The sequence below is a fragment of the Pseudomonas shahriarae genome (genome assembly GCF_014268455.2).
GTDB lineage: Bacteria > Pseudomonadota > Gammaproteobacteria > Pseudomonadales > Pseudomonadaceae > Aquipseudomonas > Aquipseudomonas shahriarae.
Window position 1 is genome coordinate 4,362,515 of sequence record NZ_CP077085.1, and the last position, 20,835, is coordinate 4,383,349.

Here is a 20,835-nt window from a genome sequence, read left to right on the forward strand (position 1 = left end):
TCCACCTCTATCTGTCAGTGCAATCGTGGTCCAGGCAATACTCGGACAGTTGATACATAACACTGCCATCTCCGCTGCAATACTCACCAATTACTCGGCAACTGCCGTACTCCTGGCGCACACGGATGAATTGCTCGCGGGTGTATTTCAGGCAGACATTCGTCAAGAGATAGCCATCATCGTGACCGTCATGGACGGGCAACAACGTTGCAGCTACACGGTAGCGCTCATCGTGGTGCTCGATTTCGGAGATGATGACCCGATGGCTATCCGTTTTCTCCAAACCCAGTTTCAACCCGATCAGATCAGAAAACCGAATCATGCAATCGTGGTTATAAAAACGATGGATATGAGCGTCATCCTCAACCGTGGACAACTGCATTTCTGACAAGACGTACGTTCGCATGCCGCCCACCCGGCGGATGATCTCGCCTACGGTATCGGGCAACTCATTGCCCTCTTGAAAGCCCAGCATTGTAATTAGCGTCACATCCTGACCGCGTTCAAGCTGGTGCCTGGACAAGTCCCGGAAATCAGTGGCCAGATAGGAAAACCCCTGAGGAGTGGCCAGCATCGGCTCAATCGCACGACGCATGATGCCCTGCGAAGCACAGTTGATATCGACCGCGGTGTAATACTCAAGCTCAATGCCACACTCAAGCAAATACCCCATCAGGGCGGATGTTTTCACTGGTTCTGGACCCAGTTCGACGTAATGAACGCTGCCCTGCCCCAGGAGATCGACCAGATCTCCAGCGACTGATTGCAGCAGGTCACCCAGGGAGCCCGTTCCGCAAGGCGCGGCGCATACGCCTTCGTCGCTTATCCCCTGGCTATTCAAGGCGGTCATCAGCGCTAGTATTTCTGCGCTGACTTGCTGCGAAAGCTCCGTCCGATGCTCAGACAAGGTCGAATATTTCTCAGCGTTTTCAATAGTCCAGATTCTTCCTTCCAGGTCATGATTGTTCTGCAAGGACGCTACAACCAGCGTGTTGATATCCATATACGCTCCAACTCTTTCTTATTAGGTATGCAGGTGCGCTCTTGTTTGACCAAAAGACTAAAGTGGGGTCATGATTTTGTATATTTGAATAATCCGCACCACTAATCCTCAAAAGAGGAATCATGAACAAACAACTGAACATCGACCTTCTACGCACCTTTCATGCGGTTGCCCGCTTTCGGCGTTTCAATGAAGCAGCCAACCATGTCCATCGCAGTGCATCGACTGTCACCACTCAAATCCACAAGCTGGAGCAACTGGTGGGTCAACGGTTGTTCAGCCGCAACAACCAGGGCGTCGAACTCACGATGTATGGCAAGAAGTTGCTGAGTGAAACCACTGACTTTCTGAAAAGCCATGACCGCCTGCTCGCATCACTCACGCCACAACGCATGCAGGGCAAAATCCGCCTGGGCTTGCCTGACTCATACGCTCCGGCATTTATGCGTGACTTCCTACCGTTGCTGATTGCAGACAATCCGCTGCTTGAACTGGAGGTGGAAGCCAGGTCCAGTGGTGAGCTGTTCACAATGTTCAGTCGCGAACAAATTGACTTGGCACTGATTGTCAGCTCACAACCGCTGGAACAGGGTGAACGTCTCGGCACGATCCAACCCGTCTGGGTAGTTGCCGAGAATTTCCAGAGATCCGAGCAGGCACCGCTGCCCATTGCAGTGCAGCTGACCGGGTGCCCATACCGGGCATCGGCCTTACAGGCCCTGAAAGAGCATGGGGTTTATTACCGAGTCCTGCTGGAGAGTGCCAGCTCGACGGCTGTGGAGGCGGCCATCATGTGTGGGCTGGCGGTCGGGATGATTGAGGAGGAGCGCATGACCACCGGGCTGACCAAACTCATCCCCGGAATACAGTTACCTGGGCTGCCGCCGCATCAGCTTTATTTACTTTCTGATAGCGCTAATCATCTGGCATTGCACCTACATGAGCAGATCAAAAAAGGGTTCAGTATTCGGCCCTTTTGAGCAGACCGAATAGCCACAATCAAAAAACCCGCTGACCGTTACCGGTTCAGCGGGTTTTTAACTGTCGATTCAATCCTGTCTCAGGACTGCGTCAACCGCTTACAGCGCAATGTCAGCCGCCGGCTTGCTCGGCTCGGCCGCAGGCTTGGCAGCCTCGGTCGCCTGTGGAGCAGCCATTTGCGGCATGGCTGGCGGAGGCGTCAGTTGCAACACGTTGGCGGTGTAGGCCCATTCTTGCGCAACGCGCTCAGGGCTGCCGTTCAGCTTGGTGCCATAGCTCGGCACGATCTGCTTCAGCTTCTCCTGCCAGGCCGGGGTAGCAACCTTGTCCTTGAACACTTTTTCCAGCACCGTCAGCATGATCGGCGCTGCGGTGGACGCACCTGGCGACGCACCCAACAGGCCGGCGATGGTGTTGTCGGCGGAGCTGACCACTTCGGTACCGAGTTTCAGGACGCCGCCCAACTCTTCATCACGCTTGATGATCTGCACACGCTGACCGGCTTGCCACAGGCGCCAGTCTTCTTTCTTGGCGTTCGGGAAGTACTCTTGCAGCGCCTTGAAGCGGTCGTCATCCGACTGCATCAGCTGGCCGGCGAGGTACTCGACCAGTGGGTATTCACGAATACCGACTTTGGTCATTGGCCAGATGTTGTGGGTGGTGGTGCTGGTCAGCAGGTCCAGGTACGAGCCTTCTTTGAGGAACTTGGTGGAGAAGGTCGCGAATGGGCCAAACAGGATCACGCGCTTGCCATCCAGCACGCGAGTGTCCAGGTGCGGAACCGACATCGGTGGCGCGCCGACCGATGCCTTGCCGTAGGCCTTGGCCAGGTGCTGCTCGGCAATCGTTGGGTTCTCGGTCACCAGGAACGAACCACCCACCGGGAAGCCGGCGTATTCCTTGGCTTCAGGAATGCCCGACTTTTGCAGCAGGTGCAGGGCACCGCCGCCCGCGCCGATAAACACGAACTTGGCGTCGGTCTCGGTCTTGGTACCGTCTTTCAGGTTTTTGTAGCTGACGCGCCACGAACCGTCGGCGTTCTTGGTGATGTCCTGCACTTCGCTCGACAGTTTCAGGTCGAACTTGGGCGTGGTCTGCAAGTGAGCGACGAACTGGCGGGTAATTTCGCCGAAGTTCACGTCAGTGCCGATCGGAGACCAGGTCGCAGCGATTTTCTGGTTCGGGTCACGCCCTTCCATCATCAGCGGAACCCACTTCTTGATCTGTACCGGATCTTCGGAGTATTCCATGCCAGCAAACAGCGGGCTCGCCTGCAGCGCTTCGTAACGCTTTTTCAGGAACTTGATGTTGTCATCGCCCCACACAAAGCTCATGTGCGGAGTGGAGTTGATGAACGAGCGCGGGTTCTTCAGAACGCCTTGCTGAACCTGCCACGACCAGAACTGGCGGGAGATCTGGAACGCTTCGTTGATCTCGACCGCTTTCGGGATCTCAACGGTGCCGTCCTTGTTTTCCGGGGTGTAGTTCAGCTCAGCCAGGGCCGAGTGACCGGTACCGGCATTGTTCCAACCGTTGGAGCTTTCTTCGGCGACACCGTCCAGGCGCTCAACCATCTCCATCGACCAATCCGGCTGCAGCTCATTGAGCCACACACCCAGGGTCGCGCTCATGATGCCGCCGCCGATCAATAGCACATCAACTTTCTTTGCCTCTTCCGCCTGGACGGAAGTAATCCCTATCGACAAAGCCAGCCCCAGCAGGGCAGTGTTCACTTTTTTAAACATCGTAGCACCTATGATAAAACGCCTTCCGCCCTACCGTCCTTGACCTTCCGGCAACCGTAGTACGCCAAACATCAGGCAATGTCTGGCCGGGTCCCGTACTCGCAAGAACTGCAGGGTGGGCACACAAGGCCGACGTATCGACCTCACTTTTATGTCCCTTCTGCGCTGACTTTTTATCATTATTGGCTTCAGCTACCTCGGCGACAGCTCTCTGCCGGTACGCATTCGGGAGTGCGTACCAGAGAAAGGATAGACCAAGATGGCGCGCAGAATATCATGCTCCGGCGGGATCGGGCGTCTGTTCTGGACTTGGTGGTCGTCTTCGCGACAGGTTCAGCGCCACCTGAGGAATAGGGCATCCTGTGACCCGGCGCTTGTAGTCCCGGCAGGATGGAGAGAAATGCTGAAAATCAGAAAAGCCGATGGGAATCATCGAGTTTTTACGGTTTTCCGCCCTGCCCAATTGTCGATAATCGCGCCTACCCAAAACACAGGCGCGCATCCAGATGACACAGACAAAAAGCTATACGGCCACGGCAAAATGGCTGCACTGGGGCATGGCACTCATCTGGATTGCCGCCTGGCTGGTGGGAATTGTCGCCGTTCACTGGCGCGATGAATTCAACCCGCAGCATCAACTCACGTTTTTACACAAGGCGATGGCTAGCACCCTGCTATTGCTTATCGTCCTGCGCATCGCCTGGCGCCTGACCCATGCAGCACCGGCGATGCCCGATACGATGACACCACGGCTCAAGCGTGCAGCGTTTATTGGCCACCTGTTGCTGTACATCGTGGCACTGCTCGGATTGCCGATATCCGGGTGGTACTGGAGCTCGGTGGCTGACAAACCCATTCTGGTTGCGGGCCTATTCCTGCTGCCACCGCTGGTGGAGCCGGATAAAAGCATCTATGACCTGGCAAAAGCGATTCACACCTACAGCGCGTGGTTATGCGGCGCTCTGGTAGGTGGGCATGTGATGGTGGCGCTGAAGCATCATTTTATTGATAAGGACAAGGTACTGGCGGGGATGATGCCGGGGCGCGTCGAGTGATGTGGGAAGACACCGGAACCGTACTCTCCTCAGAAAAAAGCTCCACCAGATTACGTGCCTTGTAGGTAGGTCGATCCAGCTTTCGGGGCGTCAGACGATTCCCTCTTGAGGGGATGACGGCTTCAGCCCCATTGCGCTGTATCAACTCCACGAAGGCATCTGAGTCATAACCTTGTAAGCCTTCGATCAGCGCGTCGGCTTGGCCATATTCAGAGCCTTGTACGGGCGTCAGCAGGAAAATTTCCGGGCGCCCATTGGTTGGCAGGGGCCGTTGCGCCAGGCGTTGGGTGAAGCGCTTCCAGGTTTTTTCGGTGGACCACCGGCGCAGCTTCGGGCCCGGGGCCCGGGGCTCGGGTCCTGCATGTCTATGCGCGTGGCCCGGCCGCTGGCCAAACGCCGGGCAATCGGCGCCTGACCGGCAAGTCGGCTCCCACAACACAGAAGCCGCCTTGCCGGCGATGGCTTCGGCGCGCTTTAGCAATGAAGCAACCAGGTGATTCTCAACTGTATGCGTTGATAAACCAGGTGATCATCGGGATAGCCACAATGTCGATCAGCACGGCACCGCACAGCGGCACGATGATGAAGGCTTTGTACGAGAACACTTTGTAATGGTCACAAATGGCGCCCATGTTGGCCACTGCATTGGGCGTCGCGCCCAGCCCATGCCCCATGAAGCCCGCGCACAAGACTGCCGCGTCGTAGTTGCGGCCAAACAGGCGGAACAGGACGAACACGCACAGCAAAATCATGATCACCACCTGCACCACCAGAATCACCAGCAGCGGCAAGCCGAGCTTCTCCAGCTCCCAAAACTTCAGACTCATCATTGCCATGGTCAGGAACATGCCCAGGCACACATCGCCGATGGTGCTGACGGCCTGGTCGGGCATCTCGATAACCTGAGCACGGTCATTGAGGTTGCGCAGGATGATCGCGACGAACATGGCGCCCACATAGCTCGGCAGCACGATACCCAGATGCTGTTGCAAGCTGGAGCCCAGCCAGAATCCCAGCACCATGATCACCACAATGCAGGTCAACAAGCGCAACAAGGTGGCAGCATCCAGCGCGGGCGGCGGGGTATGGACCACTTCTTCGAACGCCTTGAGGCTACCAACGGCTTCGGCCTTGACCACGAGTTTGTTGCGCTCGATCAACCAGCGCGCCAGCGGGCTACCCAGCAAGCCGCCTGCCACCATGCCAAAAGTTGCAGCTGCCAGCGCTGCAGTGGTCGCACCGACCGCACCGAGGTTTTCAGCAATCGGCCCGAAAGCTGCCGCCGCACCAAAACCGCCTTCCAGTGACACCGCGCCGGCCATGATGCCCAGCAACGGATCGATGCCCAGCAGCTTGGCAACACTGGCACCCACCACGTTTTGCACCAGCGCCAGGCCCCAGCACGCACCCAGGTAGATAAACAGCAATTTGCCCCCCTTGCGCAGCAAACCCAGGCTACCCCCCAAACCGACAGTGGTGAAAAACGCCACCATCAGCGGGGTTTGCAGGCTGGTGTCGAGGGTCAGGTTGAGCAGTTGTTGATCACGTAACAGCCAGATCACCAAGGCAAAACCAAAACCACCAATCACCGGTGCAGGTACACACAGGTGACGCAGCCAGTAGCTACGTTTTTTCAGTTGGGCACCCAGGCCCAGCAGGAGCAGCGCGAGAGCAAGGGTGCTCAGCGCATCCAGTTCGAATGTCAGCATGGCGAATTTCTCTTTTTCTTATGATTCAACAAGCGGTTTCAGGGATTTACGCAAAAACTTAATCGATCAGGCTGGCAAGCAGACGCGCACCAATGCGGGCGGTTCGATTGTCGATATCCAGGCCGGGGTTGAGTTCGGCGATATCGGCCATGCGCAATTTGCCGCTGGCCTTGGCATGGCGTATCAGATGCTCGACGATCTGCATGTCCACGCCATGGGCAGACGGCGCACTGACACCGGGCGCCTGGCTGGCGGGCAGGACATCAAGGCAGATGGTCAGGTAGAGGTGATCGACGTCTTGCAAGAACTCATCGATCATCGCTTCGCAGGCGGGTATGTCCCAGCTGTTCATTTGCCGGTCGAGGCGGTAACGCACATTCAGTCGCTGCGCCTGCTCAAACAGCGCCTGGGTGTTGTTCAACTGGCTGACACCCAGGCAGCAATAGGTGAACGGCATCCGTGCACGCTGGCAGTACTCGGCTATCTGGCGGAAAGGGGTACCCGAACTGCTTTGTTCCCCATGGCGCAGATCGAAGTGGGCATCAAAGTTGAGAACGCCGATCCGCGCATGCGGGGTGGCCTGGCGCAGGTGATCGGCCAGGCCGCTAAAGCTGGCAAAGGCGATTTCATGGCCGCCACCCAACCCCAACGGCAAATGCCCCTGGTTGAGCAGATAGCTGACGTGGTGAGCGTAAATCTGCTGCGCGCCTTCGAGGTTGCTGTCGGTGCAACTCACATCGCCCGCGTCATACAGCGGCGCCCGGCCGTGCCACGCCTGGTTGGCCAGCGCCTTGCGCAGTGCTGACGGGCCAAGACGGGCGCCGGTGCGTCCTTGATTCCGTCTGACTCCTTCATCACAGGCCAGCCCAATCAGTGCGGCACCCGCAGACTGACCCTCGCAGAAGGGCTTGACCCATTGATGCCAGCGCAGCGCAGCCTGCCCTTCGCCAGCGTCGATACGACCTGTCCACAGGGGTATGTCAGAAACAGCAGTCATGCTTGAAACTCCAGTCAAATTCAGTCGAGCCGAGCACTCAGGCGCAGGGCCGCGTCCTGGGTCCAGCGGATCAGGCGTTCACTGCGGGTGTGCGCCCGGGAGGCAGGAGCCATGAGGCTGATGGCGCCTTGCAGGCGATTGCGGCTGTCAAGCAACGGCGCGCTGATACCCCAAATGCCGTCGTCGATTTCACTCACACTCACGGCATAACCGGCAGCGCGGATATCGGCAAAACTGCGCTGGTACGTGGCGACTTCCTCGCTTTCGACGCCTTGCGCCAACAGAGCCGACAGGCTTTGCGCCTCATCCATATAGGCCAACAGCACTCTCGCCGATGCACCGACCAACAGCGGCTGGGCCAGCCCTTTTTGGTAGCAGCAACGCAGCGGTTGTGGGCTATCGACCAGCTCGATGCAAATCGCCTGGCCATTGCTGGGCACCATTAACGCCACGCTTTCCTGGCTTTGCTCGGCCAGGCGCTTGAGTTCCGGCTTGGCGAGGGTCACCAGCACGGCTTCGCGGTCGAATTTCTTGGCCAGTTGCAAACAGGTTGGCCCTGGCAAATAGCGACCCTGACCGTTCTCTTCGGCAAGCCCCCAGCGCAGTAAGGTCTTGAGATGGCGATAAGTGCTGCTGAGCGGCTGTGCCAGTTGCTCGGACAGTTCTTTGGCGGAGATCGCCTCGCTGGATTGCCCCAGAGTGACGAGGATTTGCAGCAAGCGATCAGTGGGCGTGTTGTAGTTCATATCGGCCTCATGCTCTTGCGGGCATGGTGCACCGAGTTTTCCATTAACTGAAACCAGATTCCCACTGAGTGGGAAAAAACCCGCAGATAACGATCAGCGGTCAGCCTGAGTCTCACGGATGATCTGCCGAATCGCGTGAACAGGCGCCTCCATCGGCTGCCCACTACTGACTGCATACTGATCGTTGAACACGATGGTCGGCACCGAACTCACGCCACGAGATATCCACAGTTGCTCCTGCTCACGAACTTCAGCGGCATATTCATCAGAGGCGAGAATCTCGGCGGCGCGCTAGATGTATAGGCGTTTCAAACATTTCTATCTGATAATCAGGCGAGAAAATCCTGTGTTAGTGTCGCGATTACCGATTAATAAATTAATCTGCCTATAGTGCTTTTCAATGCAGCTATATGGATTCTCAGTGATTTCTCCTGCCTGCCTGAGCTTCGGGCGCACCGTCCCTCCTTCAGGGCCGCGCGTACCTCAACAGACCAATCTCTCGGGCCTTTGCGAGTAGCCCTGCACGGTCCTTGCCCGTATAGAGCCCTAGGCTCTGCACGAAAAGTAATGGCGAAAGCTGCGCTTTGCGAAGGGCTGTTATGGGTCGATTGTGTTGAAAAAGTCGGAGTTTCCCTTCGCCTGAACTCACGCACGATCGCCACCGGAGAACCTACTCACCACAGCGAGTGGTTTTTCGGCCGTTCGTTGACCTTTGCTGCTCTGTTAAATTTACAGAAGACACTTTCGAAGTGTGGTCGCAGAAGTATGAGCGCCGCAGGGGCGCTCACTCCTCTGTTGAGCAAGTTCGCCCGAATGAGCTGGCGTTAAATATAGATCGTGCCCCGCAGGTAGAGCGCCCCGTGGCCGCTGATAATGACTCGGTCGCTGTCCAGGACTTCGCAGTGCAACTGGCCCTTGCGTGCCCCACCTTGCTCGGCTCTCAGACTGCGCTTACCTAAGCGCTTGGCCCAGTATGGCGCTAGTGAGGTGTGGGCCGAGCCGGTGACCGGGTCTTCGTTCACCCCAACCCGAGGCCCGAACCAGCGAGAGACAAAGTCGAAGTTACGACTCGGCGCGGTTACAGCGACACCCCGCACGTCGAACGCAGACAGAGCTACGAAATCGGGATTGAGGCCTGCAACGATGGCTTCATCCTCGACCACCACTAGGTAATCGTCTGTTCGATAAAGCGCATCGACCTGTTTCAGGCCCAAGGCTTGCAGCAGGCCTGGCGGGACAGCTACGGCTTCCGGCTGTTTGGCCGGGAAGTCCATGGCCAGGCGCCCGCCTTCGCGGCGCACTCGCAATTCACCGCTGCGGGTGGAAAAGCGCAGCATATCCCTGCTTTCCCCAAGCTGTTCAAATAGTACCCAGGCCGCCGCCAGGGTGGCGTGGCCGCAAAGGTCGACTTCCACCGTGGGGGTGAACCAGCGCAGCTCGAACACCTCACCGTTGCGCACCAAATACGCGGTTTCGGACAAGTTGTTCTCTGCCGCGATCTGTTGCAGCGTCGCATCAGGCAGCCAGACCTCCAGCGGACAGACCGCCGCCGGGTTGCCGCCGAAAGTCTCAGAGGAAAAAGCGTCCACCTGGAAAATATCGAATTGCATTCTGGTCATTCCTGCCTGCCAACATTTTCTGTAGCCCGGATCTGCTCCAGGTAGTTGTAGATGGTGTATCGGGTAACGCCGAGCGCGGCAGCGGCTTTCTCAATCCCGCCTTTGACAATGAATATCCCGCGATCTTGCATCTGCCGCACCGCTTCAAGTTTTTGAAGTTTTTTCATCCGTACGGCACCGCCGGGACAAGCAACCTGTATGATTTCCGCCATCATCTGCTCCATATCTCTCGGCTCATCGCCACGTGACTCTGGAGCGCCTTCCAGGCCCAGAAGCCCTCCGAGCAAGGCGTGGGCAGCAGCAATACCGCTCAAGTCGGCATTGATGCAAAGACTGGCAAAAGGTTGCCCGCTGCTGTCGCGATACACCACAGTGGAACTGCGCAGCGGGCGACCGTCAGGCGCAACTGTAGGGTAATTCTCTACCAATACAGGATCGGTGCCTGAGTGATCCTCCATCGCACGCCTGACGGCGATAAACCCCGCGTCCTGGCGCGGGCCTCCCAACAATGAACCGCCCTCCCTTCTTCCAGTAACATGACCATTGGCGATAGCAAGAATGGATCGCTCGGGGTTGGTCAGGTCATGCAACACAATTTCCGTATGAAGTCCTAGCGCATTACTGAGCATTTTGAGGGTGCTATGAAGCACGTCAAGAATCAGCTGTCGCTCGGCTGGTGAGGCTTCAGAGACCTTCATGGGTGCCTTCAAGTGATTATCGAAGGCGACGAAAATATCAACCACTCGTTGATCTATCAACTTTTTGTTGAATTATTGGCATTTCGGAATCGGTTCAGTGGCTTTCCTGATAGGCAGCTTTGGGCCCAGAGTGCTGCCGGTCACGAGCGCAAAACATCAGCCTTTTCGGTGATGGATTGGAACTGCTAATTCTGTAGGCTACGTATTCCTTGCCCTACAGTGCCGATCTGAAAGCTGCGTACCACTTGGGTACCAGCACTACTTCCAATCATTGACGCCCAGCCCCTCATGACTGGCGGCAATCGGCCGATTCTGTTGAAAAAGTAGCTCCCCTGGCTGGCCTCCGGCAAAATCTCCGCATTGGCCAGCAGGGAAGCACGCAACATGATGGGACAGTTATCGAGTGGGCAGGAGCGACTGTTTTACTCGTTCAACCTTGAAGATCACATCCCAGCCACTCACCTTCTACGCAACATTGATCGGTGTCTTGATCTGAGCGACCTGCGCCATTACCTCGCCGATTTCTATAGCCCGATTGGGCGTCCGTCGATTGATCCTGAACTGATGATCCGCATGCTGATCGTCGGCTACTGCTATGGCATCCGCTCCGAACGGCGGTTGTGCGAAGAGGCCCATTTGAACCTGGCGTATCGCTGGTTCTGCCGATTGAGCCTTGAAGATGAAGTCCCCAACCACTCGACCTTTTCCAAAAATCGACACGGCCGTTTTCGGGACAGTGATCTGTTTCGCTGGTTGTTCAATGAAGTGCTGCGTCGCTGCATGGACGCTGGTCTGGTCAAGGGCGAAGGTTTTGCCGTGGACGCCAGCATTATCAAAGCGGATGCGAGTCGGCAGCGCGGCGCACCGGGTGGTGAACCGGTCAACTGGAGCGATCCGGTTCTGAGGACCCGCGCCGTGCGTGAGTACCTTGAGGCACTTGATGAAGAGGCTTTGGCCGAAACGCTGCCGAAGCGCCTGTCGCTGACGGATCCTCAAGCCCGCTGGACCGCTGCTCCAGGAGGCCCAGCTTTCTACGCTTACTCCACGAATTATCTGATCGATACAGAGCACGGCGTGATCATGGATGTGGAACCCACACCGGCTCATCGAACCGCAGAAGTCGAGAGCACCAAGACGATGATCGAACGGGTCGAAGCGCAGTTCGACATCAAGCCGGAGCGCCTCATTGGCGATACTGCTTACGGTACAGCGCCGATGCTGGCCTGGATGGTGGAGGAAAAAGACATCGAGCCGCATGTGCCGGTGTGGGACAAAACCGAGCGCAAGAACGACAGTTTTTCGAGCAACGATTTCCACTGGAATGAAGAGGCTGAGGAATACCGCTGCCCGGCCGGCAACCCATTGCGCAGCGAATGGCGAGCCTTCAAGAATGAGCGTTCACACGTCACCAAAGCCAACACCATTATCTTCCGATCCCGGCAGACCGACTGCGCTACGTGTCCGATGAAAGCCAAGTGCTGCCCGAACACCGCGTTCCGCAAGATCGCTCGCAGCGTCCATGAAGCCGCTCGCGATGTGGCTCGGCGCATTGCAGCAACGCCGGCATATCAGCGCTCTCGCCACGAACGTAAAAAAGTCGAAATGTTGTTTGCCCACCTCAAGCGCATCCTGAAATTGGATCGCCTGAGACTACGTGGCATGAGTGGTGCGACGGATGAATTCACGCTGGCCGCTGCGGTGCAGAACCTGCGACGGCTGGCCAAATTTTCATCTCAAGGGCCACCAGTCACGGGATAGGTGCGCCTGCACCAAGCAAAAAACCTCAAATTAACCCAATAACAGAGCAGCAAAGGTCACCGAAGGGCCGAAAAACCACTCAATGTGGTGAGTAGGTTCTCCGGTGGTGGTCGTGCCTGAGTTCAGGCGATCTGAAAATCCGACTTTTTCAACAGAATCGGCCGATAGCACACTCTCAAGTATCGACTATGCTTGGAGCGATTCAGCCCTGTACCTGAAGGATCTAAAAAATGGGGTCCCTTGTCGTTGCTCACGCGATGAATGTGAAGCCGGAGTTAGAACCACTTTCTACTTTGCCGATGAGCATTGGTTGGTCATTACACCAGGATGAAAACGCCACGTCGTTCTACTTAGACACGTTCAAGGCTGGCGAAGAACGGAAATGGCCCTTTACGTCTATGCCACCCATCAAGGATGTACCGCTTGAGCTCCCTCAAGAATTGGCAGCGCTATCGCGGATATACAAAGTGCTTAAGGATGCTCAGCTAGCCGACTACTTCAAGAGAGCTTTCCTGAATGTGAATTTAGCGCTAAGCAAAAACCTTCAATTACACGTTTGCAGCTTTTGCACGGATGACGACGGGCTGGATTTTGTATGCGTATCGTCGAATGGTGAACTGCAAAGGCTGCGTTGCGTTTGCGGTGATCTGGATATCACCTATGAGCTTGGGACGGTCATGATCCAGCCGCTTCTGATAGATGGCGTAGAAGGCACCGACGCAAGTAGTCTGCATGATCCAGAGAGCGGCATTCACGTCTTGAGTCGGAATATATCGCCTTCGTCGTTACTGCATGCGGTGGCTTCAGCAGAAACCACTCGTTTTCTACAAGCAGAAAGCCCCCCTCTGGGTCTAGGTAGATTCGATGGTATGGACGTCGCACCGATAAAGATTGCAGGCTCTAAGATCGCCTCGCTGGAGCCTGAGGTGGTTGCTCAGAAGGCGTGGTGGAGGCGGTGGTAGTTGTATCGACGACTTCTGGAAAGGGGACAGATTTATTTAACACAACAATCCCTCCCAAAGAAGCTCCCCCATCCCCACCAACCCATTCCTGTTAAACTGCCTCCCCTTCGCAAAGCTCACCTCAGATCCTCATGCCCCAGCACACAGCTCCACCACAAGCTTTCTCCCGTCGCTTCTCCGTCGCCCCGATGATGGACTGGACTGACCGTCATTGCAGATACTTCCTACGCCTGCTCTCCAAGCACGCCCTGCTCTACACCGAAATGGTCACCACCGGCGCCATTCTCCACGGCGACCATGAACGCTTCCTGCGTCACAATGAAGCCGAGCATCCTCTCGCCCTCCAACTGGGCGGCAGTGTTCCAGCCGACCTGGCCGCGTGCGCACGCATGGCTGAGGCCGCCGGTTACGACGAGGTGAACCTGAACGTCGGCTGCCCCAGCGACCGGGTGCAGAATAATATGATCGGCGCGTGCCTGATGGGGCACCCTGCCCTGGTGGCGGATTGTGTCAAGGCGATGCGGGATGCGGTGTCGATTCCGGTGACGGTGAAGCATCGCATCGGGATCAATGGCCGGGACAGTTATGCCCAGTTGTGTGATTTCGTCGGGCAGGTGAAGGATGCCGGTTGCACCAGTTTTACCGTGCATGCGCGGATTGCGATTCTGGAGGGGTTGTCGCCCAAGGAGAATCGGGACATTCCGCCGCTGCGTTATGACGTGGCGGCGCAATTGAAGCGCGATTTTGCCGAGCTGGAGATTATTCTCAATGGCGGGATCAAGACGCTGGAGCAATGCGCAGAGCATCTGCAGGTGTTTGATGGGGTGATGCTCGGGCGTGAGGCTTATCACAATCCGTATTTGCTGGCAGAGGTGGATCAGCAGTTGTTTGGCAGTACGGCGCCGGTGATCAGTCGGGCCGAGGCGTTGGCGCAGTTGCGGCCGTATATCGCCGAGCACCTGGCCACCGGTGGCGCGATGCATCACATTACGCGGCACGTGTTGGGGTTGGGCACCGGGTTTCCGGGGGCGCGCAGGTTTCGGCAGTTGTTGTCGGTGGATATTCACAAGGCCGCGGATCCGTTGGCGTTGTTGGATCAGGCCGGAGCGTTGCTGGAAGGCCGTTGACGGAGCGGCGACGGGTCCATCGCTATCGTGGGCAAGCTCGCTCCCACATTCTGATCGCGTTGCTGGTTGAACCTGATAGCGATTTTGCCCTCCTATCTAGCAGCACGGTCGGTCATTCAAACGACTGTTTTCAGGTTATTGCCCTCGCAAACGATCGAACGCGTTTGCGCCCTTGAGCGGCTATCGGCCCTCGGGTAATGTCATCAGACCCATAGGACAGAGCACGCCCATGACTTCCAAACTGGAACAACTCAAGCAATTCACCACTGTAGTTGCCGACACTGGCGATTTTGAAGCTATCGCTCGCGTCAAGCCGCAGGATGCCACCACCAACCCTTCCCTTTTGCTCAAAGCCGCATCCATTCCGGCTTACGCCAAGCTGCTGGACGCCTGCGTGCAGGATTGCAACGGCGATGTCGGCCTGGCCAGTGACCGCTTTGCGGTGGCTGTGGGCCAGGAGATCCTCAAGGTGGTGCCAGGGCGCATCTCCACCGAGGTGGATGCGCGGCTGTCGTTCGACACGGACGCGGTACTCAAGCGTGCGCATCGCCTGATCGACCTGTACGAAAAGGCAGGTATCGGCCGCGACCGCGTGCTGATCAAGATCGCATCCACCTGGGAAGGTATTCGTGCCGCCGAGCAACTGGAGAAAGAAGGCATCCAGACCAACCTGACCCTGTTGTTCTCCTTCGCCCAGGCCGTAGCCTGCGCTGAAGCCGGGGTGTTCCTGATTTCGCCGTTTGTCGGTCGTATCTACGACTGGTACAAAAAGGCCAATGGCAACGACTACACCGGTGCCGATGATCCTGGTGTGCAGTCGGTAACCCGCATCTACAACTACTACAAGGCCAATGACTACAAAACGGTGGTGATGGGCGCGAGCTTCCGCAACCTGAGCCAGATCGAAGAGTTGGCCGGTTGCGACCGCCTGACCATCAGCCCGGACTTGCTGGAGAAGCTGGCGGCCGACAATGGCAAGCTGGAGCGCAAATTGGCGCCAGGCCATGCCGGTGAACCCCGTGTGCATATGACAGAGGCGCAGTTCCGCTGGGAGTCCAACGAGGACGCGATGGCCACTGAGAAGCTGGCAGAGGGCATTCGTCAGTTTGCTCGGGACCAGGAGAAGCTGGAAGCGTTGTTGAGCGCCAAGCTGTAAAAAGCGAGGGCGGCAAAAAGGGCGGCATCCGTTGGGATGCCGCCCTTTTTTGTAGCTGAATATGTGTTGGTTGGGCTGGCGCTATCGCAGGCTAGCCAGCTCCCACATGTTGACCGTGCTCACAGCGAGGTCAGTGACGCTCCAGGGCGTTGACCAAGTCGTGAAACGCTTCGCGGTTGGACTCGTTCAGGCCCATCAGGATCTTGTGCGCCTCCAGCACCTTGAGCCGCACCACTTCTTCGGACTGGTCCTGGGAAGGCAAGTCGGTCAGGCATTCCGGGCAGGGGATCGGGCGGTCAACGATGTTGAACACCTGGTCGAAACCCATCGACTGCAAGAGCCGGGTGATGTCTTCGTGGGTGGTGACCACGGTCGGCAGCAGTCCGACCTTCTGCCGCGACAGAATGGACAACTTGGCCAACAGCCCAAGGGTGGTGCTATCGATGCTGCGGGTTTCGGTCAGATCGATCACGATCGCCGAGAAATTCAAGGCTGTGAAAATCCGCTCAATCGTTGCATCCAGCGCCGAACACAGGGTCAGGCGCACTTCACCGACAAACTTCAGGACGAAGGTCCCATCTTGCTCGGCGAATTGGATTCTTCCGGTACTCATCAAAGATTCCTGCTCAACACCAATAGGGCGATATCATCCGGCATCTCCCCTAGCGTGGCCAATCCAAAAACCTGCCGCAGGCCATCCAGGCTGCCGCCCGCCGACCTGACCCGTTGGGGCAAGGCGGCTTCTTTCTCTTTGAGTGTAGGCTCTGGAAGAAGGTCCAGGATGCCATCGGACATCAGCGTCAGGCTGAAGGCCGGTGGCAGCTCCAGGACGTGGTCTTCATAGGTGGCTTCATTGAACAAGCCAACCGGCAGACCGCGCCCTTCCAGATAACGCACACTGTCTGGAGTGTATAAAACCGGCAATGGCAGGTGACCGCCAATGCTGTAGGTCAACAGACCGGTTTCTTCATCAATCACGCCGCCCACCATCGTCACGTGCTTGCCCAGCTTGCAGCTGATCAGGCCCCGGTTGATGTGGCCCAGCACTTGCGAGGGAGTGAACTCCGGCAAAGTGCCGTTGCGCTTGGATTCGAACAACAGCCGTGTGGTCATGAACTTCAACAACACGGTCACGAATGCAGAGGATGCGCCGTGCCCGGAGACATCGGCCAGGTAGAACGCGACCCGGCGCTCATCCACGCGGAAGTAGTCGACAAAATCCCCCGACAGGTACAGCGACGGGATGATCTGGTGGGCGAACTGGAACTCGTCGATGCTCCAGGGGCTCACCGGCAGCATGTTCATCTGCACCTGGCGACCGGCGTTCTGGTCTTCCTGGAGCAGGTTGAGGCTGGCTTCGAGTTCACGGTTGGCGGTTTCGAGCTTCTCGCGGTAGCGCTGGTTTTCCAGCAGCAGGCGGGCACGATCCAGCGCCCGGCGCACCGAGTGCTCCAGTACGGCCAGATCTTCCAGGGGCTTGATCAGGTAATCGGCAGCGCCCAGGCGCAAGGCTTCCACGGCGTCGTTCATCACCCCGGCACCGGACACGACAATCACCGGCGTCTGCGGAGCAAGCTCGGTTACCTGGCGGATCAGCTCAAGGCCGCCCATCTGGGGCATACGCAGGTCGCAGATCACCAGGTCGGGCTGGTCGCGCTCGAACACCTGGAGACCCTGAAGACCATTGCCGGCCTGCAGGACGCTGAAGCCACTGTCTTCCAAATAGGCCGCGAGGCTCGCGCGCACTACTTCGTCGTCATCGATTATCAGCAGCGTGGCACTGGTTTTTTGCATGTGGGCAAACGGCGCCAGAATTAGGTTGGCGTAGGCAGTCAGGCAATGGCCCGGCTCGCACTACTGGATTCGCTTTCTAGCCTCTCTGTCCTACAAAACATGAGCTTTTGGCTCACGCACAAAGGTAAAGCAGAGGTGCCCTTCTAAGGCGCAGACGGTACTCCCATCCGCCAGGGGTTTCAAGCTCATGCCGATGGTCGCTGGACGTCTTTACATCGCAAATCACCGGGAGTTATAAGAACAGGCAAAACCACAACGCAATGGAAGGATGAAAGCTATGAGCGCAAATGAACGTGACTATGCAGAAAAGCGCGATTTCATCCGCATGCGTGTGGATGCCGGCGTGTCGTTGATCCATGCCGGGCAAGAGATTGCCGGCGTCTGCCTGGACCTCTCCAGCTCTGGCATGCAGGTCCAGGCCCAGCACCCGTTCAACGTGGGCGACCAACTGAAGGTGCGTATTGACTCAGAGCACGCTGCGCTTAAAGGCCTGGAGGCGGACACCGAGGTGGTCTGGGCCAGGAAAGAAGGTGACGACCAACACCTGGGCCTGAAAATCCTCAAGATGTACTGAAATTAATGCACACAAAAAAGGCGGCCTCGAAGGCCGCCTTTTTCATTCAAGGGTTAACCTTAAAAGTCATCCACTACATTGCCATCTTTGACCTTGAACTCACGGTTCTGCAGGTAGGCATTGCGGATAAAGGTGTATTTGTCGCCATTGATCAGCTTTTCAGCCGACAGCAGACTCGCACGGGTATCGACGATATCCAGGCCCAGGGCGCTGTTGCGTGTAGGAATGTCGCTCATGTAGCGGTACGGTTCGGTGTAGCTGTCGACGTACTTGGACGGCGCATCACGCAAGGTGCTTGGGCCCAACAGCGGCAGCATCACGTACGGACCGCTGCCCACGCCCCAGTAGCCGAGGGTCTGGCCGAAGTCTTCGTCGCTGCGTTGCAGCCCCATTTTGGTGCCTACGTCGATGACGCCGAGCACGCCAAACGTGGTGTTGACCAGCAAACGTGCAGTATCGACACCCGCCTGGTATGGCTTGAGTTGCAGGACGTTGTTGGCCAGGTTGCCCACGTCACCAATGTTGCGGAAGAAGTTGTGGATACCGTCTTCGACAAATTGCGGGGTGATGAACTGATAGCCTTGGGCCAATGGCTTGAGTGCGTAGGTATCAACGGTGTCGTTGAAGGTGAAAATCGGGCGGTTGATGCTTTCCCATGGATCGTCTTCCGCAGCCTGGGCGGCGAAAGGCACCAGCAACACACTGGCACATACCGATAGTTGAGCAAGACACTGGCTCCAGCGCATAGCTTGAACTCCTTGAATGATCTGTCATGGGCGCTATGCCCTGAATAAGACGGCAGTATATGACGGAAGTGTAAGATTAGGCAGCTTGACGGAATTGTCATTCAGCAAATATACAAAACTCCTACATCCAAGATCAGGTGTCATCTGCTTGTCATGGGCTTCCGATAGCGTCACAGCTATTTTCAGGGACGTCCCAATGCCCCACCCCCAGATCGCTGCAGACAACGCCCCGTCCTTGACCGCCGTACTCTTTGGCCTCAGTGGTTGCCTGGTGGACTTCGGTTCCATGGCCCACGCCGACACCATCCCCACCGACGAAGCCCTGGCCACCCCTGGCGCCCTGAACATACTGCAATGGCTCAACAGTCAAGGCACCCCCTGCGCCTGGCTGGATGAGCTGCCCCCCACCGTCACCACGCCGTTGGCCGCCGTCCTGCCGGACTGGATCCAAGGCACCCGCCCTGCGACCGCACCCTGGCCGGCGCCCCATGCCTGCTGGCAAGCCTTGATGGACCTGAACATCCAGCGCCTGGATGGCTGCGTACTGGTCAGCGGCGAGCCCCGGCTGCTGCAAGCAGGGCTCAACGCCGGGCTCTGGACCATTGGCCTGGCGTCCTGCGGCTCACTGTGCGGGCTGCCCCCCAGCCAATGGCAAGCCCTGAGCGAACAGGCGCGCGAACACAAACGCGCCAAAGCTACCGTCGCGCTGTACGGCCTCGGCGTGCACTCGGTGATTGATCATCTGGGTGAGCTGGGCACCTGCCTGGCGGACATCAGCCTGCGCCGGCTCAAAGGCGAGAAGCCCTGATCAAGATCATGCACAGTCGCCGCCAGTGGATTAATCTACAGGTCATACCGTAGACCTTTCTCGGCGTGCCGTGGTCTATGCCAGTGCCTATTGATAAAAGGAAGAACGCCATGCCTGCCCGCGAAAAACTGCAAGAACAGGTCAACATCCTGCGCGAGCAATTGAACCAGGAGCCGCCTCTGCCGCTGGAAAAACGCGAAGCGCTGGAAGCATTGATTGCCAAATTTGAAGTGCAACTGGAACTGGAACCTGCGACCCAGCCGCCGAGCATCTCCGATGATGTGAACCTGGCAGTCGAACGTTTCGAATTGGACCACCCGGGCATTGCCGGGACATTGCGCAATATTGTGGTGGCCTTGGGCAATATGGGGATTTAATCCCAACCCGAGCCAGGTACAAAACCCAATGTGGGAGCGGGCTTGCTCGCGATAACGGAGTATCAGTCACCGAAGATATTGACTGAAACACCGCGATCGCGAGCAAGCCCGCTCCCACATTTGCTGGGTGTGAAGCTTACTGTCGGGCTAGGCGCAGGTTCTGGAACTGTACATCCTCAGTGCTGCGATACGGGTTGATATCCAACCCACCCCGTCGCACATACCGCGCATAAACCGTCAACTTCTCAGGCTTGAGCAACCGTTGCAGGTCGAGAAAGATCCGCTCCACGCACTGCTCATGAAAGTCCGAGTGCTGGCGGAAGCTCACCAGGTAGGCCAACAGGCTCGCATGGTCCAGCGCCGCGCCGCGATATTCCACCGCAACGCTGCCCCAGTCCGGCTGACTGGTCACCGGGCAGTTGGATTTGAGCAGATGGCTGTGCACGCTCTCCTCCACCACACGGGAATCATCACAGCGCAGCAGTTCCGGGCGCGGATGCTCGTAGTTGCTGACACTGATATCCAAGTCATCAATGCACACGCCCGGCAGGCGCACCACGCCTTCATCTTCCACTTCGGCCAGGCTACGGATGCGCACGCCCACCGGCTTACCGGCCGCCGCGCTCAGATCGGCACGCAGGGTCGCCTCAAGGCTTGGCCCATCGGCAAACGGCGTCTGGTTCAGCGAGTTGAGGTAGAGCTTGAAGGATTTCGATTCGATGATGTTCGGCGAGTCGGCCGGGATGCTGAACTCACCGATGGCCACCACCGGCTTGCCAGACGGCAGCAGCCAAGACAATTCAAAGCAGTTCCAGAAGTCCACGCCCTTGTAGGGCAGCGTCTCGGCGGTGAGGCCCAGCTCGGCCCATTTGGCGGCGCGAGGAATGGGAAACAGCAATGAAGGGGTGTAAGTGGAGATGTATTCACTGGACTTGCCCAGCGGCGAATGTTCGGCTGCGGGATGCATGGCGGAAACCTGG

At 57.5% G+C, this 20,835-nt stretch carries 20 protein-coding genes and 2 pseudogenes; 9 read left to right on the forward strand and 13 right to left on the reverse strand.

Going from position 1 to position 20,835, the window contains the following annotated elements:
* Positions 1-7: 7 nt before the first annotated feature.
* Positions 8-1,003, reverse strand: coding sequence for a hypothetical protein (locus HU773_RS19385; protein ID WP_057960280.1), 996 nt, complete (start codon positions 1,001-1,003; stop codon positions 8-10).
* A 122-nt stretch (positions 1,004-1,125) separates the two neighbouring features.
* Here HU773_RS19385 and HU773_RS19390 point away from each other — a divergent pair, with 122 nt between their 5' ends.
* The gene (locus HU773_RS19390; RefSeq protein ID WP_057960281.1) at positions 1,126-1,983 is read left to right on the forward strand and encodes a LysR family transcriptional regulator; all 858 of its coding nucleotides are present in this window, start codon (positions 1,126-1,128) and stop codon (positions 1,981-1,983) included.
* Positions 1,984-2,082: 99 nt separating this feature from the next.
* Here the strand turns inward: HU773_RS19390 and mqo are convergent, their stop codons facing one another.
* Positions 2,083-3,729 carry a malate dehydrogenase (quinone) gene (gene mqo, locus HU773_RS19395; protein ID WP_186626195.1) on the reverse strand — a complete coding sequence of 549 codons (1,647 nt, stop codon included), beginning with the start codon at positions 3,727-3,729 and terminating at the stop codon, positions 2,083-2,085.
* Positions 3,730-4,235: 506 nt separating this feature from the next.
* Here mqo and HU773_RS19400 point away from each other — a divergent pair.
* A complete protein-coding gene (locus HU773_RS19400) occupies positions 4,236-4,784 on the forward strand; it encodes a cytochrome b (RefSeq protein WP_186626196.1) in 549 nt (182 codons plus the stop codon).
* A gap of 229 nt (positions 4,785-5,013) precedes the next feature.
* Here HU773_RS19400 and HU773_RS27670 read toward each other — a convergent pair.
* From HU773_RS27670 to HU773_RS19430, 7 genes and pseudogenes are all read right to left on the reverse strand, one after another.
* Positions 5,014-5,225: pseudogene (locus tag HU773_RS27670) on the reverse strand (hypothetical protein); the annotation flags it as partial.
* A 59-nt stretch (positions 5,226-5,284) separates the two neighbouring features.
* Complete coding sequence (gltS, locus tag HU773_RS19405; protein ID WP_057960284.1) at positions 5,285-6,493, reverse strand: sodium/glutamate symporter; 1,209 nt, start codon at positions 6,491-6,493, stop codon at positions 5,285-5,287.
* Between the two features lie 58 nt (positions 6,494-6,551).
* Positions 6,552-7,490: a formimidoylglutamase gene (hutG, locus tag HU773_RS19410; protein WP_186626197.1), complete on the reverse strand. Its 939-nt coding sequence runs from the start codon at positions 7,488-7,490 to the stop codon at positions 6,552-6,554.
* Positions 7,491-7,510: 20 nt separating this feature from the next.
* On the reverse strand, positions 7,511-8,236 hold the full coding sequence (locus tag HU773_RS19415; protein ID WP_128592901.1) for an IclR family transcriptional regulator: 726 nt from the start codon (positions 8,234-8,236) through the stop codon (positions 7,511-7,513).
* A gap of 93 nt (positions 8,237-8,329) precedes the next feature.
* Positions 8,330-8,527, reverse strand: a pseudogene (locus tag HU773_RS19420) (DsbA family oxidoreductase); the annotation flags it as partial.
* A gap of 533 nt (positions 8,528-9,060) precedes the next feature.
* Complete coding sequence (locus tag HU773_RS19425) at positions 9,061-9,846, reverse strand: PhzF family phenazine biosynthesis protein (protein WP_057960286.1); 786 nt, start codon at positions 9,844-9,846, stop codon at positions 9,061-9,063.
* Between the two features lie 5 nt (positions 9,847-9,851).
* Positions 9,852-10,553 (reverse strand): helix-turn-helix transcriptional regulator, encoded by a 702-nt coding sequence (locus HU773_RS19430; RefSeq protein WP_057960365.1) that lies wholly within the window; start codon positions 10,551-10,553, stop codon positions 9,852-9,854.
* A gap of 384 nt (positions 10,554-10,937) precedes the next feature.
* On the opposite strand from HU773_RS19430, the gene HU773_RS19435 reads away from it, so the two are divergent.
* The 4 genes from HU773_RS19435 (at position 10,938) to tal (ending at position 15,556) form a co-directional block, all read left to right on the forward strand.
* Positions 10,938-12,311, forward strand: a complete 1,374-nt coding sequence (locus HU773_RS19435; protein WP_169990230.1) for a transposase — start codon at positions 10,938-10,940, stop codon at positions 12,309-12,311.
* A gap of 230 nt (positions 12,312-12,541) precedes the next feature.
* Positions 12,542-13,273, forward strand: a complete 732-nt coding sequence (locus HU773_RS19440; protein ID WP_057960287.1) for a hypothetical protein — start codon at positions 12,542-12,544, stop codon at positions 13,271-13,273.
* Positions 13,274-13,404: 131 nt separating this feature from the next.
* A complete protein-coding gene (dusA, locus tag HU773_RS19445; protein WP_169989654.1) occupies positions 13,405-14,400 on the forward strand; it encodes a tRNA dihydrouridine(20/20a) synthase DusA in 996 nt (331 codons plus the stop codon).
* Positions 14,401-14,629: 229 nt separating this feature from the next.
* The gene (tal, locus tag HU773_RS19450; protein WP_057438541.1) at positions 14,630-15,556 is read left to right on the forward strand and encodes a transaldolase; all 927 of its coding nucleotides are present in this window, start codon (positions 14,630-14,632) and stop codon (positions 15,554-15,556) included.
* Positions 15,557-15,686: 130 nt separating this feature from the next.
* On the opposite strand, the gene rssC is transcribed toward tal, so the two are convergent.
* Entirely contained in the window at positions 15,687-16,169 is a 483-nt protein-coding gene (gene rssC, locus HU773_RS19455; RefSeq protein WP_029293846.1) for an anti-sigma factor antagonist RssC, read from the reverse strand.
* Complete coding sequence (gene rssB / locus HU773_RS19460) at positions 16,169-17,350, reverse strand: two-component system response regulator RssB (protein WP_120733783.1); 1,182 nt, start codon at positions 17,348-17,350, stop codon at positions 16,169-16,171. The genes rssC and rssB overlap by 1 nt, the downstream gene beginning before the upstream one ends.
* A 277-nt stretch (positions 17,351-17,627) precedes the next feature.
* Here rssB and HU773_RS19465 point away from each other — a divergent pair, with 277 nt between their 5' ends.
* Positions 17,628-17,924 carry a PilZ domain-containing protein gene (locus HU773_RS19465; protein ID WP_032863288.1) on the forward strand — a complete coding sequence of 99 codons (297 nt, stop codon included), beginning with the start codon at positions 17,628-17,630 and terminating at the stop codon, positions 17,922-17,924.
* Positions 17,925-17,983: 59 nt separating this feature from the next.
* Here the strand turns inward: HU773_RS19465 and HU773_RS19470 are convergent, their stop codons facing one another.
* Positions 17,984-18,670, reverse strand: a complete 687-nt coding sequence (locus HU773_RS19470) for an MlaA family lipoprotein (RefSeq protein WP_120733785.1) — start codon at positions 18,668-18,670, stop codon at positions 17,984-17,986.
* Positions 18,671-18,866: 196 nt separating this feature from the next.
* Between HU773_RS19470 and pcrP the strand changes: the two genes are divergently transcribed.
* Positions 18,867-19,478 (forward strand): HAD superfamily inactivated hydrolase PcrP, encoded by a 612-nt coding sequence (gene pcrP, locus HU773_RS19475; RefSeq protein ID WP_186625592.1) that lies wholly within the window; start codon positions 18,867-18,869, stop codon positions 19,476-19,478.
* 110 nt (positions 19,479-19,588) lie between these two features.
* Entirely contained in the window at positions 19,589-19,855 is a 267-nt protein-coding gene (locus HU773_RS19480; protein WP_057438538.1) for a DUF4404 family protein, read from the forward strand.
* A 136-nt stretch (positions 19,856-19,991) separates the two neighbouring features.
* Here the strand turns inward: HU773_RS19480 and queF are convergent, their stop codons facing one another.
* Entirely contained in the window at positions 19,992-20,822 is an 831-nt protein-coding gene (gene queF, locus HU773_RS19485) for an NADPH-dependent 7-cyano-7-deazaguanine reductase QueF (protein WP_057438537.1), read from the reverse strand.
* Between the last annotated feature and the right edge of the window lie 13 nt (positions 20,823-20,835).

Coding starts and splice junctions, on each gene's coding strand:
- HU773_RS19385 (WP_057960280.1), bottom strand. CDS start 1,003: ATGGATATCAACACGCTGGTTGTAGCGTCCTTGCAGAACAATCATGAC.
- HU773_RS19390 (WP_057960281.1), top strand. CDS start 1,126: ATGAACAAACAACTGAACATCGACCTTCTACGCACCTTTCATGCGGTT.
- mqo (WP_186626195.1), bottom strand. CDS start 3,729: ATGTTTAAAAAAGTGAACACTGCCCTGCTGGGGCTGGCTTTGTCGATA.
- HU773_RS19400 (WP_186626196.1), top strand. CDS start 4,236: ATGACACAGACAAAAAGCTATACGGCCACGGCAAAATGGCTGCACTGG.
- gltS (WP_057960284.1), bottom strand. CDS start 6,493: ATGCTGACATTCGAACTGGATGCGCTGAGCACCCTTGCTCTCGCGCTG.
- hutG (WP_186626197.1), bottom strand. CDS start 7,490: ATGACTGCTGTTTCTGACATACCCCTGTGGACAGGTCGTATCGACGCT.
- HU773_RS19415 (WP_128592901.1), bottom strand. CDS start 8,236: ATGAACTACAACACGCCCACTGATCGCTTGCTGCAAATCCTCGTCACT.
- HU773_RS19425 (WP_057960286.1), bottom strand. CDS start 9,846: ATGCAATTCGATATTTTCCAGGTGGACGCTTTTTCCTCTGAGACTTTC.
- HU773_RS19430 (WP_057960365.1), bottom strand. CDS start 10,553: ATGAAGGTCTCTGAAGCCTCACCAGCCGAGCGACAGCTGATTCTTGAC.
- HU773_RS19435 (WP_169990230.1), top strand. CDS start 10,938: ATGATGGGACAGTTATCGAGTGGGCAGGAGCGACTGTTTTACTCGTTC.
- HU773_RS19440 (WP_057960287.1), top strand. CDS start 12,542: ATGGGGTCCCTTGTCGTTGCTCACGCGATGAATGTGAAGCCGGAGTTA.
- dusA (WP_169989654.1), top strand. CDS start 13,405: ATGCCCCAGCACACAGCTCCACCACAAGCTTTCTCCCGTCGCTTCTCC.
- tal (WP_057438541.1), top strand. CDS start 14,630: ATGACTTCCAAACTGGAACAACTCAAGCAATTCACCACTGTAGTTGCC.
- rssC (WP_029293846.1), bottom strand. CDS start 16,169: ATGAGTACCGGAAGAATCCAATTCGCCGAGCAAGATGGGACCTTCGTC.
- rssB (WP_120733783.1), bottom strand. CDS start 17,350: ATGCAAAAAACCAGTGCCACGCTGCTGATAATCGATGACGACGAAGTA.
- HU773_RS19465 (WP_032863288.1), top strand. CDS start 17,628: ATGAGCGCAAATGAACGTGACTATGCAGAAAAGCGCGATTTCATCCGC.
- HU773_RS19470 (WP_120733785.1), bottom strand. CDS start 18,670: ATGCGCTGGAGCCAGTGTCTTGCTCAACTATCGGTATGTGCCAGTGTG.
- pcrP (WP_186625592.1), top strand. CDS start 18,867: ATGCCCCACCCCCAGATCGCTGCAGACAACGCCCCGTCCTTGACCGCC.
- HU773_RS19480 (WP_057438538.1), top strand. CDS start 19,589: ATGCCTGCCCGCGAAAAACTGCAAGAACAGGTCAACATCCTGCGCGAG.
- queF (WP_057438537.1), bottom strand. CDS start 20,822: ATGCATCCCGCAGCCGAACATTCGCCGCTGGGCAAGTCCAGTGAATAC.